Origin of the sequence: Duganella caerulea (genome assembly GCF_040362985.1) — a bacterium.
Lineage (GTDB): Bacteria > Pseudomonadota > Gammaproteobacteria > Burkholderiales > Burkholderiaceae_D > Rugamonas > Rugamonas vulcania.
This window is the reverse complement of the sequence record NZ_BPWJ01000004.1, coordinates 260,511-273,226: the sequence shown is the minus strand read 5'-3', so window position 1 is coordinate 273,226 and position 12,716 is coordinate 260,511. Positions and strand designations below refer to the sequence as shown.

General features: G+C 64.5%; 6 protein-coding genes. 4 read left to right on the top strand and 2 right to left on the bottom strand.

Features of this window, described 5'->3' with window-relative positions:
• Nucleotides 1–73: 73 nt before the first annotated feature.
• Both ACUJB0_RS14010 and ACUJB0_RS14005 read left to right on the top strand, forming a co-directional pair.
• Nucleotides 74–1,702: a methyl-accepting chemotaxis protein gene (locus ACUJB0_RS14010; protein ID WP_444845753.1), complete on the top strand. Its 1,629-nt coding sequence runs from the start codon at nucleotides 74–76 to the stop codon at nucleotides 1,700–1,702.
• A 104-nt stretch (nucleotides 1,703–1,806) separates the two neighbouring features.
• Nucleotides 1,807–3,312, top strand: coding sequence for a putative bifunctional diguanylate cyclase/phosphodiesterase (locus ACUJB0_RS14005; protein ID WP_444845752.1), 1,506 nt, complete (start codon nucleotides 1,807–1,809; stop codon nucleotides 3,310–3,312).
• Nucleotides 3,313–3,356: 44 nt separating this feature from the next.
• Here ACUJB0_RS14005 and ACUJB0_RS14000 read toward each other — a convergent pair whose 3' ends face one another.
• A complete protein-coding gene (locus ACUJB0_RS14000; protein WP_444845751.1) occupies nucleotides 3,357–5,909 on the bottom strand; it encodes an MGH1-like glycoside hydrolase domain-containing protein in 2,553 nt (850 codons plus the stop codon).
• The gene (locus tag ACUJB0_RS13995; protein WP_444845750.1) at nucleotides 5,906–7,756 is read right to left on the bottom strand and encodes a glycoside hydrolase family 13 protein; all 1,851 of its coding nucleotides are present in this window, start codon (nucleotides 7,754–7,756) and stop codon (nucleotides 5,906–5,908) included. The genes ACUJB0_RS14000 and ACUJB0_RS13995 overlap by 4 nt, the downstream gene beginning before the upstream one ends.
• A 471-nt stretch (nucleotides 7,757–8,227) precedes the next feature.
• On the opposite strand from ACUJB0_RS13995, the gene ACUJB0_RS13990 reads away from it, so the two are divergent.
• Together ACUJB0_RS13990 and ACUJB0_RS13985 are read left to right on the top strand one after the other, a co-directional pair.
• Nucleotides 8,228–10,948 carry a TonB-dependent receptor gene (locus tag ACUJB0_RS13990; protein WP_444845749.1) on the top strand — a complete coding sequence of 907 codons (2,721 nt, stop codon included), beginning with the start codon at nucleotides 8,228–8,230 and terminating at the stop codon, nucleotides 10,946–10,948.
• 96 nt (nucleotides 10,949–11,044) lie between these two features.
• On the top strand, nucleotides 11,045–12,595 hold the full coding sequence (locus ACUJB0_RS13985) for a tryptophan halogenase family protein (protein ID WP_444845748.1): 1,551 nt from the start codon (nucleotides 11,045–11,047) through the stop codon (nucleotides 12,593–12,595).
• Nucleotides 12,596–12,716 lie beyond the last annotated feature (121 nt).

Here is a 12,716-nt window from a genome sequence, read left to right as displayed (position 1 = left end):
AGTCACACATTCGCGGCGGCCACTCCGTCGCGCGGGTCTTGTACGAATTGAATTTTTACCGAAGGGGATACTAATGAAACTCGCCAACCTGAAGATAGGCGTGCGGCTGGGTTTGCTGGGCGGCTTCTTCTTTATCTCGCTGCTGGTCGTCGCCACCGGCGGCTGGCGTGCGCTGGATTCCAGCAACGCGGCCAATGCCGTCGCCATGCAGCGCATGCAAGCGCTGACGCAGGCTGTCGACATGGCGCGCAGCGCCCAGGTCGAATTCAAGATCCAGGTCCAGGAGTGGAAGAATACCCTGTTGCGCGGCAACGATCCGGCCAACTTCGACAAGTACAGCAAGGCCTTCGTCAAGGGCGGCGAAACCACGCGCGGCGAATTGCAGAAGCTGAATGCGCTGCTGGCCAAGCTGGACCTGAAAACGCCGCTGATGGACGAGGCGATCGCCACCCAGAACGAGCTGGTGAAACGCTATATGGGGGCCCTGGAAAAATACGATCCCGCCAGCCAGGACAGCGCCCATGTGGTCGACGCGCTGGTGAAGGGCATGGACCGCGAGCCTACCAAGAAGATCGATGACATCGTCGCCTTCATCGGCAAGGAATCGCAGCGCATGATCGTTGAAATGGAGGTCGAGAACAAGGCGGAGCATGCGCGGGCGATGCTGGCCATGGGTGTCACGCTGCTGGTCACGCTGGTGGTCGGCTGCGTCACGGTGCTGTGGCTGATCAAGAGCATCACGGTGCCGCTGCACGAGGCGGTCAACATGGCGGAGACCGTGGCTTCCGGCGATCTGAGCAGCGAGGTGCACGTCCGCAGCACCGACGAGATCGGGCTCTTGCTTGGCGCGCTCAAACGCATGCAGGGCAACTTGAGCCACATTGTCGGCCAGGTGCGCGTCGGCACCGACGCCATCCACGGCGCGGCGGTGGACATCGCCGCCGGCAATCTCGATCTGTCGGGCCGCACCGAGGAGCAGGCCAGCTCGCTGGAGGAAACCGCGGCGGCCATGGTGCAACTGACCACCACCGTGCAGCAGAACAATGCCAACGCGGCCGAGGCTTGCAAGCTGGCCGACACCGCCTCCAGCGTGGCGGCCAAGGGCGGCGATGCGGTCGAGCAGATGGTGCGCACCATGGGTTCGATCAATGAATCGTCGCGCAAGATTGTCGACATCATCGGCGTGATCGATGGTATCGCTTTCCAGACCAACATCCTGGCGCTGAACGCGGCGGTGGAGGCGGCCCGCGCCGGCGAGCAGGGACGTGGTTTCGCGGTGGTGGCGTCCGAGGTGCGCAACCTGGCCCAGCGTTCGGCTGCGGCGGCCAAGGAAATCAAGGAACTGATCGGCGATTCGGTGGGGCGGGTGGAGGCCGGCAGCCGGCTGGTCGGCCAGGCCGGCGAGACCATGGGCGAGGTGGTGGCCAGCGTGCAGCGGGTGACCGCCATCATCGGCGAGATCTCGGTCGCCAGCGTCGAGCAGCGCGACGGCATCGAACAGATCAGCATCGCCATCAGCCAGATGGACAGCGTGACCCAGCAGAACGCCGCGCTGGTGGAGGAGGCCGCGGCGGCCGCCGACGCGCTGGAGCAGCAGGCGGCCGGGCTGGCCGCGGCGGTGAGCGTGTTCAAGCTGCAGGGGCAACTGCACCACGCGCCGACAGCCCCGACGCGCAGGTTACAGGTGGCCGGAGCGGCCTGATTGTGGGGCGTCTTTTGATGTCGCTCAAATACAGGCTCGAACACGCTTGGAACCGCTGATCTATTGAGTATGCTTCCCTCTTCCCCGGGACGGAGAGGGACAGCATGAACAGTCTATTGCCGGTACTGGCCGGCCTTGCATTCAGCCTGCTGGCGCTGTGGTACGGCGAACTGCGGGTCCGTGGCATGCGCGCCCGGTGCGTACAGCTGCAATCGGCGCTGGAGGCGCACCGCGAAGCGGAAATGCGGCTGGACTACATCGCCCACCATGACAACCTGACCGGCCTGCCCAACCGCCTGCAATGCCAGTTGCAGCTGGAACACGGCATCGCCTACGCGCGCCGGCACGGCAGCCTGCTGGCGGTGTTGTTTGTCGACATCGACCATTTCAAAGCCATCAACGACACGCTCGGCCACGACGCCGGCGACCAGGTGTTGGTGCAGTTCGCGCAGCGCCTGCGCCAGTGCGTGCGCGAGGTCGACACAGTGGCGCGCCAGGGCGGCGATGAGTTTATCGTGCTACTGACCGAACTGCGCTGCGCCCAGGATGCGCAGCAGGTGGCCGACAAGATCAAGGCGGCGATCGCCTTGCCATTCCTGGTCCACGGCGAGACGCTGGCGGTGGCCGCCAGCATCGGCATCGCCGTCTATCCCGACGACGACCTCGACATCGAGGCGCTGCTGGAGAAAGCCGACCTGGCGATGTACGCTGCCAAGCAGCGCGGCAAGGGCGCCGGGGTGCGCTTCGTGCCCACCATGCAGGCCAAGGCCTACTCGCGGGTGGTGCAGGAGACTGCGCTGCGCCACGCGCTGGAGCACGGCGAGTTCGTGCTGACCTACCAGCCCAAGCTGAACCTGAGCGAGCAGAAGATAACCGGCGTCAAGGCGCTGCTGCGCTGGCGCCATCCGGAGCTGGGGCTGGTGATGCCGCCGGACTTCCTGCCGGTGCTGGAGGACAGTGCGCTGATCCTGCCGGTGGGCGCGTGGGTGCTGGCCACCGCCGCCGCCCAGGCGCGGCGCTGGATGGAGCTGGGCCATCCGCTGACGGTGTCGGTGCACCTGTCGCAGCGCCAGTTCTACCAGAAGGACATCGCCGGCGTCTTTGCCGACATCCTGGAGCGGGCCGGCGTGCCGGGGCGTTACATCGAACTGGAAATCACCGAGGACATGTTGATCGATAAGAATCAGAATTGCGAGACTGTGCTGCGCCAGTTCAAGGAGCTGGGCATGCGCATTTCGATCAGCGATTTCGGCACCGGCTATGCGTCGCTCAATTACCTGCGGCGCTTCCCGGTCGATCTGGTGAAGATCAACAATTCCTTCGTCGACGACCTGCGCCGCACGACCCTGCATCCGCCCGAACGCCACTGCGACGGCCGGGCGGCGGACGAGGGCGCGATGGTGCGCGCCATCATCGCCATGGCCCATACGCTGAACATGCAGGTGATCGCCGGCGGCGTGGAAACCGGCGACCAGCTGGCCCAGCTGACCGCGATGGGCTGCGATGAGGCCTTCGGCTTCTGCCTGAGCGCCGCCGTGCCGCCGGACGAGCTGGAGACGCTGCTGGCAAACCGCCGCCGGCTGTCGGCGCCAGCGGACACTGCCGTTTAGCCGTCACCGCCGCCTGCCGCGCCCGCGCGGATGGGCGCCGCCGCTTAGCCGCCGCTTGCCGTGCCGGCTTCGCGCGGCAGCGGCATGATGCGGATGCCGTGGATATCGAAGCGGTTCGATGGTCCCTTGACGCCGCCCGCATCGCCATAGCTTGCGTTACTTTGCAGGTAGCTCATGTTGTAGAAATCGCCGAGCTCCAAGCGGTAACTGCCCGCCTTGAGCGCGGCCTTCAGCGGCGTCGACCACGACGGCTCCGCGCTGGCCGGCGAATGCGGCAGCGCCACCACGCCTTGCGCCACGACGGCGCCGCTGCCATCCTTGAGCGTCATCCACTTCACGCCGCCACTGATGCCCAGGTTGACCTGGTGCGCGGTGTTGCGGTACTTGAGCTGCAGCGCGTAGCTGCCGTCGCGCTCGACCTTGATGTCCTGCACCGCGAAGGTATCGGCCGGCGCGCCCCAGCCGGCGATGCGGCCATCCGCCTCGGCCACGCTCGATCGCACGCGCCGGTCGCCGACGGCGATCTCCACGCCACCGCCCAGGCAGACCGGCGCACTGTGATGGCTGCGGTTGCCCGAGCCGGCGTACATCGCCTCCACCGAGTAGCACAGATTGTCGCTCTCGCCATGACCTGGCAGCGTGGCGCGGCGGTCAGCCCACGTCTTGGCGGTCACGCGTTGCGTGGCCAGCCTGCCGTTGCGGTAGATGTTGTATACCACACCCTTGCCGGCACCCTCAAGATGCAGCGTCGGAAAATCGTAAGTGCCGCGTTCCAGCTTGACGATGCGCGGCTCCGGCGGCGCGTACACGGCAGGATCGACCGCCAGCGGCTGCGCGCCCACGCTGCGCTTGATCTGCTGGCCCGCCACCAGCTTGCCGAGACGGACCTCTATGACATTGTCCGCATCCAGCGCCGACCAGGCCAGCGAAGCCGCCGCCGGTTTGCCGTTCAGCGTGACGGCATCCACTTCGTAATAGCCGTCGCCGCGCCCGGCGGGCGGCAGCGACAGCCGCACCTGCACACGCTTGCCGCGCAGCGCCAGATTGTTCAGCGTGACCGCATCGCTGCCCGCGAACGCCTCGCGCCGCAGCCTGGCCGTCACGAACGGACGCAACGCGATGCCGTCGTCCGTCGTCTGCACACCGAACACGCCGCCCACCACCATACCCAGGTAAGCGCCGACGGACCACAGCTGCCGCCGCGAGTCCACCACCGGCCCGCTCAGGTCACGCTGTCCTTGGCGGTCCTTCAGCATTGGCTGGCCCGACAGCCACTCCAGGTTCTCCATGTTCGACAAGTTGAGGGCCGCGCCGCGCATCAGCGTATCGTAGGCCGCATCGGCGACGGCGACATTGCCCGTCATCGCCGCCGCCCTCAAGCCGAACGCCGTCACGAACGGCCACATGGCGCGGTTGTGATAGATCGCCACGCCCGGCTGCTGCGGGTAGATCACCGGCGCGCCCAGCGGGCCATGCGGATAATGCGCCAGGATGCTCTCGGCCTGCTTGCGGTCGGCGATGCCGGTGACAATCGCCAGCGATTGCCCGAGCCAGTCGTACTTGTACATCGGCGCGCCGTCGAAATGGCCGGCCGTCAGGCTGCTGTACATGCCGGGGTCGGCCTGCCACAGACGCTGGTTGATGGCGCGCTTCAGGTCCGCAGCCCACGCCGCGTACTTGTCCGCCAGCGCAGCGTCGCCTTGTTCCCGCGCCAGCCGCGCCGCCAGCGTCAGCGCCTTGTAATGCCCGGCGTTGGTGGACAGCGCCTTCGACGTTGCCATGCTGGCCAGGTCACCCGCGATCCAGTTCGCGTAGCTCTGCTCGCGCCAGTCGAGGAAGGATTCCTCGCCGTTGTACAAGCCATCCGCCGGATCGTAGACGGCCAGCCGGTCGTTCTCCAGCGTGTTGGACAGCGCACGCAGCGCGGTCGCCGCGAAGGCCTTGCGTTCTTCAGGCGCCAGCGCCTTCAAGGCTTCCTCCGCGCCGAAGGCCCAGCTGACGCGGTCCGTGCTGACCGGCCAACTGCCGCCGCTGCCGGTGTCCTGGATGATCTGCAAACCGTCGGCGCTGCCGGCAACGTGCGCGCCCGGCCGCACGCCGTCGCGATAACCGGACAGCTTGAACTCCAGCGAGTTGCGCACGCGGCGCGGGTCCAGCATGCCCAGTCCCAGCGAGGCCGCATACGACAGGTCGCGCGTCCACACGTAGTGCCACAACTCGCCCGTCTCGAAACAATCGCAGGTGATGGCCTTGCCGCCGTTGTAGCTGCCGTCGCGGATCTCGCTGACCGAGTCCTGCTTCATCTCGACGCCGGCCAGCGCGAACAAGGCGTCGAAGGCCAGGTTGCCGCTGCGGACGGACGGCAGCCCGTCCGCCTCCGCGTAGCTGATCTCCTGCCTGCCGCCGTCGCGCACGCGCATCGTGGTCGACTGCGTGTAGCTGCGCAGTGCGGCGCCGGCGTCTGGCGTGGTATAGCGCACGGTCTCCTGCTTGCCGTCCCAGGTGGGGTAGCTGGTGCTCAGCGTGGTGGTGGCACTGGCGGCCAGCGCGGGCAGGGCGAGGGACAGGGCGCCAAGACGGCGACGGGACAGCTTCATTGTTCGATCTCCAGTATCAGCGCCGAGCGCGCGGGCAGCGTCACTTCGCCATCGAGCGCAACGCGCTTGCCGCTGATGACGTCGACGCCGGCGCGCACGCCGTTCAGCATCTCATGGAAACGCGCAGTCTTTAGCACGGTGTCGGTGGCGTTCTTGTTCAAGGCTACCATGACTTTTTTGGCGCCGTCGTAGCGGAAGTAGACGTAGGTGTTCTGCTCAGGACCGTAGTGCATCATCTTCCCGTGATGGATCACGGACGCACCCTTGCGCCAGTTGAACAGCTTCTTCACATATGCCTGCGCGGCCGCCTGCTGCGCGCTCAGCCCCGCGCCGGTGAAGGCGTTGACCGCGTCGCCCCGCCAGCCGCCGGGGAAGTCGCGACGATACGACGCATCGTCGCGGCCCTTGGTGGTGCTGGTCATCTGGATCTCGGTGCCGGCGTAGAACTGCGGGATGCGCGGCGCCGTCGCAATGAAGGCCATCGCCATGCGGAACAAGCCATCGTCCGCATTAAGCTCGCTGTAGATGCGCGACATGTCGTGATTACCCTCGAACAGCACCAGGTTGCCGGCGTTCGGATACAGGTAGTCCTGCGACAGCGTCTCATACAGATTGGTCAGCCCATGCTCGGCGCCTTCCGGCGCGGCCAGCGCGCGGCGCATCGCATCGGTCAGCGGGAAGTCCATCATGCTCGGCATGTGCGACTCGTAGCCGTTGAAGTTCCGCTTGCCCTCCTGCCAGTGCGCGACCACCGGTATCAGCGGACTCCATTCCTCGCCCACCAGGTTCAGCTTCGGATACTCGGCCATCACGCTGCCGGACCAGCGGCTCAGGAAGGCGGTATTGGAATAGCCATAGGTGTCGACCCGCAGGCCGGCCAAGCCCGCGTACTCGATCCACCAGATATCGTTCTGGATCAGATAGGTCGCCACATGCGGGTTGGCCTGGTTCAGGTCCGGCATGCTCTCGACAAACCAGCCCTCTGTGAAGTTGCGCTTGTCCTCCTCCGACGCGTACGGATCCTGGAGCGCCACCCGATGGTGCTCGGTCGGCACGAACTTGCCTTGGTAGGTCAGCCAGTCCGCCATCGGCATGTCCTGCATCCACCAGTGCTTGTCGCCGATGTGGTTCAGCACCACGTCCTGGATCACGCCCAGCCCCTTGGTGCGCGCCTGCGCGACAAAGGCGCGGTACTCCTCGTTGCTGCCATAGCGCGGATCGATGCGGTAATGGTCGGTGGTGGCGTAGCCGTGATAGGAGTAGGCCGGCGAGTTCGATTCCAGCAGCGGCGTCGGCCAAATGGTGGTGAAGCCCATGCCGGCGATGTAGTCCAGATGCTCGGCCATGCCGCGCAGGTCGCCGCCGTGGCGGCCGGAGGCATCGGCGCGGTTGGCGCGTTCGGTCATGCCGGCCGCGTTGTCGTTGGCGGGATCGCCGTTGGCGAAGCGGTCCGGCATCACCTGATAGATGGCGTCGCTGCTGTTGAAGCCCTCACGCTGGGCCGAGCCGGCGGCCCGCGCCAGCAGCTGGTAGTTGTAGTGCACCGCCTGGCCGTCGCGCTTGAACACCAGGTCCATCTTCCCCGGCGCGGCGTTGGGCGCGATCTCCAGGTTGACGAACAGGTAGTTGCGGTTGGCGACCCGCTCCACCGAGGCGATCCGCACGCCGGGGTAGGCCAGCGCCGGCTCGAGGTCGGCGATCCGTGGCCCGTGCACCATCAGTTGCAGCGCGCCGTTGTGCATGCCGGTCCACCACAGCGGCGGGTCCATGTGCTCGATGCGGTAGTTGTCGGCGTGGGCGATGAACGGCAGCGCGGACAGCAGCGCGGCGGCGAGGATTTTGCTCATGGTGTCTCCATCAGGTAGTCGGACTACAGCTGTTTTTCTGTGCAGTTCCACCCGAGAATACTATGAAAGAGGCGGGTCATCAAATGCGGGATTCTAGTTTTAGTACATTTCATTGTTGAGTCTGTCTTAAAATTATCCGTGCAGCAACTTTGCCATGGCGGCGGCGTCGGAAATGCTACGTATCGAAGTCGCATTGAGGTCAAATATGTAGTTCCACTACACTTTCTGCCGCCCACTTCTGTAGCCGAAATACAACGCGCACAGCTTTTTCGCGGGGCGCCCAAGGGCTGGCGCCACTCTGCGGGTGTAGCGCGGCTGAAGTCTGATTGACACAGAATCTAGTTTTAGTACAAAATTCTTCATAGAACGTCTTTTAGAACGTTTGCAATTCCTTGGAACCCGTGTAGTCGATGGTGCGAGAGCAGGCTGTAGTTGTCGCGGGTGTGTTTTTAGATGAGTGAGGGACATTTGATGATGAAATCCACCAACCAGCGCGGCGCAAGCCCTGCTCCGACCAGCGTTGCATTTAAATTGAGCCCGGTAGCCGCCGGCCGCGCAATGCTGCTGTCCGCCATTTCCGGTTCCGCCTACGCGCAAGACGCGACCGCCGGCCAAGCCGCCGACGCGCCTGTCATCCAGACCGTGAAAGTGTCCGGTATCCGCCGTGGTATCGAAGACGCGATCTCCGTTAAAAAGAATTCCGAATCCATCGTTGAAGCGATTTCCGCTGAAGACATCGGCAAGCTGCCGGACGTGTCGATCGCCGAATCGCTGTCGCGCCTGCCAGGTGTGGCCGCGCAACGCGTGGCCGGCCGCGCCCAGGTGCTGAGCATCCGCGGCCTGGCGCCAGACTTCTCGACCACCACCCTCAATGGTCGTGAACAGGCGTCCACCGGCGACAACCGCAGCGTCGAATACGACCAGTATCCATCGGAACTGATCAACGGCGCCGTGGTCTACAAGACCCCTGACGCATCGCTGGTCGGCCAGGGCCTGTCGGGCACCGTCGACCTGCAGACCGTGCGTCCGCTGGAGTTCCCGGGCCGCACCATGGCGATCAACGTGCGCGGCGAGAAGAACTCGCTGGGCAAGCAGAACGCCGGCTACAAGGACAAGGGCTACCGCCTGAGCGGCATCTACATCGACCAGTTCAACAACCGCACCCTGGGTGTGGCGGTCGGCTACGCCCGCCTGGATTCCCCAGGCCAGTACCAGAAGTGGAGCAGCTGGGGCTACGGCATCGATCCGAAGACCGGCAGCACCACCGGCCTGGCCAACTCCGGCAACGAGATCGACGCCGGCTCGACCAAGCAGACCCGCGACGGCCTGATGGCGGTCGTGCAGTGGAAACCGAACCGCGACTTCCAGTCGATGGTCGACACCTACTACTCGAAATTCGATTCCGACACCACCATCCGTGGCATGCAGTTCGGCACCGGCAACTGGATGAAGGACCTGACCTACACCAACCCTGTGTTCGCCAGCTACGGCGGCACCCAGGTGCTGCAGAGCGCGACCGTGGGCGGCATCAAGCCCGTGCTGCGTAACGACCTGAACACGAACCGCGACAAGCTGTTCGCCATCGGCTGGAACAACAAGCTGCGCATGAACGAAGACTGGACCGGCATCGCCGACTTCAGCTACTCGAAGGCCGACCGCCAGGACATGATCCTGGAGACCTACGCCGGCGCCGCCAACACCGACACCGCCAAGATCGTCCGCGACAACAACACCGGCCTGCCGCAAGTGACCACCGGCCTGAACTATGCCGATCCTTCGATCGTCAAGCTGAGCGATTCGGGCGGCTGGGGCCAGGACGGTTACGTCAAGTATCCGCAAGTGACCGACAAGCTGAAATCGGCCCGTTTCTCGGCCAAGCGCAGCCTGGACGGCATGTTCAGCAACCTGGACGTGGGCTTCAACTTCACCAAGCGCGACAAGACCCGTCAATCGTCGGAGATGCTGGTCAACCTGAAGAACGGCCGCACCCCGATCGCCGTGCCGTCCAACCTGATCCAGGACCCGACCTCGCTGGGCTTCGCCGGCATCCCTGGCATCATGAGCTACGACATCATGGGCGCCCTCAACAGCGTGTACACGTTGACGCCCAAGATCCACCAGGACATCTACAACAAGGACTGGCTGGTCAGCGAGAAGGTTTCGACCGCCTACGCCAAGGTCGGCATCGACGACACCTGGGGCGTGCCGGTCAAGGGCAACTTCGGTGTGCAGATGATCCACACCAACCAGAGCTCCAACGCGTACAACGTCGACACCAACAACCTGAACGCGCCGAAGTCGGCGGAAGAAGGCACGTCGTACAACGACTTCCTGCCTAGCCTGAACCTGAACTTCGACCTGGGCAGCGAGCAGCACGTGCGCTTCGGCCTGGGCAAGACGATGGCCCGTCCACGCCTGGACCAGCTGCGCGCGTCGTCGAGCGCGTCGGTGGATACCACCAAGCTGCTGTGGACCGGCAGCGGCGGCAACCCGAACCTGAAGCCATGGCGCGCCAACGCGATCGACCTGACGTACGAGAAGTATTTCGACAAGAGCACCTACTTCAGCGCCGCGACCTTCTACAAGAAGCTGAGCACCTACATCTACGACCAGATCGTACCGTTCGATTTCACCAGCTATCCTAACGATGGCGTGACGCCGAAATCGAACATCGGCACGCTGACCCGCCCAGCCAACGGCACCGGCGGCTCGATCAAGGGCGTGGAACTGTCGGGCTCCATCGACGGCAAGGTCCTGTGGACTGGCCTGGACGGCTTCGGCGCCACCGGTTCGATCTCCCGCACCAAGAGCGAGATCGCTCCGGATGGTCCTGGCACCACCGGCGCATTGCCTGGCCTGTCGCGCACCGTGTCGAACGTTCAGTTCTTCTACGAGAAGTCGGGCTACTCGGCACGCGTAACCCGCAGCGAGCGCTCCAACTTCCGTGGCGAAGTGACCGGCTTCGGCGCCGACCGCACCTTCACCGACATCAAGGGCGCCGCGCAAGTGGACTTCCAGGTTGGCTACGAGTTCAAGGAAGGTCAGTACAAGGGCCTGTCGCTGCTGTTCCAGGTGATCAACGCGAACGACGCCGCCTACCAGACCACCCTGAGCAACGGCACCCTGAAAGTGCCGGGCGAGTACACCAAGTACGGCCGCACCATGCTGCTGGGCCTGAACTACAAGATGTAATTTGGACCGGTCCAAAACACCCCCTGTCAGCAGCAGCCGGCAGGGGGTGTTTTTTTTCGTGCACAATATCGGACAATACAAAAGCTGGAGACAAGCATGCAGCACAATCAAGCGGACCGCCGCATCAAGCAGATCCTGATCGTCGGCGGCGGCACCGCCGGCTGGATGACGGCGGCGGCCATGTCCAAACTGCTGGGCGGCCATTACCAGGTGCGCCTGGTGGAATCGGACGAAATCTCCACCGTCGGCGTGGGCGAGGCCACCATCCCGCAGATCAAACTGTTCAACCAGGCGCTGGGCATCGACGAAGACGAGTTCCTGCGCGAGACGCAGGGCACCTTCAAGCTGGGCATCCAGTTCGTCGACTGGGGCCGGCTGGGCGAGAACTACATCCACACCTTCGGCAGCATCGGCCAGGACATGGGGCTGGTCGAGTTCCACCACTACTGGCTCAAGCTGCACCAGGCCGGGTTGGCGCCCGACTTCGGCGCCTACTCGCTGGCGGCGGTGGCCGCGCCGCAGAACAAATTCATGCGCGCGGTCGATGCCGGCAACTCGCCGGTGTCGCACATCGCCCACGCCTTCCAGTTCGACGCCGGCCTGTATGCCCGCTACCTGCGCAAGTTCGCCGAAGCGCGCGGCGTGGTCCGCACCGAGGGCAAGATCGCCGACGTGATCCTGCGCGAAGGCGACGGCCATGTGGCGGCGGTGACGATGGAGAACGGCGAGCGTATCGAAGCGGACCTGTTCATCGACTGCTCCGGCTTCCGTGGCCTGCTGATCGAAGGCGCGCTGAAAACCGGTTACGAGGACTGGACCCACTGGCTGCCGTGCGACCGCGCGCTGGCGGTGCCGTGCGAATCGCGCGGGCCGATCACGCCATACACGCGCGCCACCGCGCGCACGGCCGGCTGGCAGTGGCGCATCCCGCTGCAGCACCGCATCGGCAATGGCCACGTCTATTCGAGCAAATACATCAGCGACGACGAAGCCACCGCGCAGTTGCTGGCGAACCTGGACGGCGCGCCGCTGGCCGAGCCCAAGCCGCTGCGCTTCGTCACCGGCAAGCGCAAGAAAATCTGGAACAAGAACGTGGTGGCGATCGGCCTGTCCAGCGGTTTCATGGAGCCGCTGGAATCGACCAGCATCCACCTGATCCAGTCGAGCATCGCGCGCTTGATGAGCTTTTTCCCCGACCGCGATTTCAACCAGCAGAACATCGACGAGTTCAATCGCCAGGCGCACTTCGAAGTCGACAAGATCCGCGACTTCCTGGTGCTGCACTACCACGCGACGGAGCGCGACGACACGCCGTTCTGGAACTACTGCCGCACGATGGAAGTGCCGGAAAGCCTGAAGCAGAAGATGGACCTGTTCAAGCAGCACGGCCGCTTCTACCGTGAGAAGGACGAGATGTTCGCGTCGGTGAGCTGGCTGCAGGTGATGCTGGGGCAGGGCATGCGGCCGCAGTCCTACCATCCATTGGTGGACCTGTATCCGCAGGAGCAGATCGAAGCCCACCTGCGCACCATCAAGACCGTGGTGGAGAACTGCGCCGCCAAGATGCCGGGCCACGAAGACTTCATCAACGCCCACTGCGCATCGGCGGCGATGCGGATGAAGCGGCCGAACTACGGGGTGCGCTGATAAACCACCTCGCTTGCGCGCGCGTAGCACGGAATGCGGCGAATACTTCTAGCCAAATGTAACTTGCTAAAAAAATATTGTTGTTGATCGTGGAATGACACTTGGTTACATTGCTCCTACC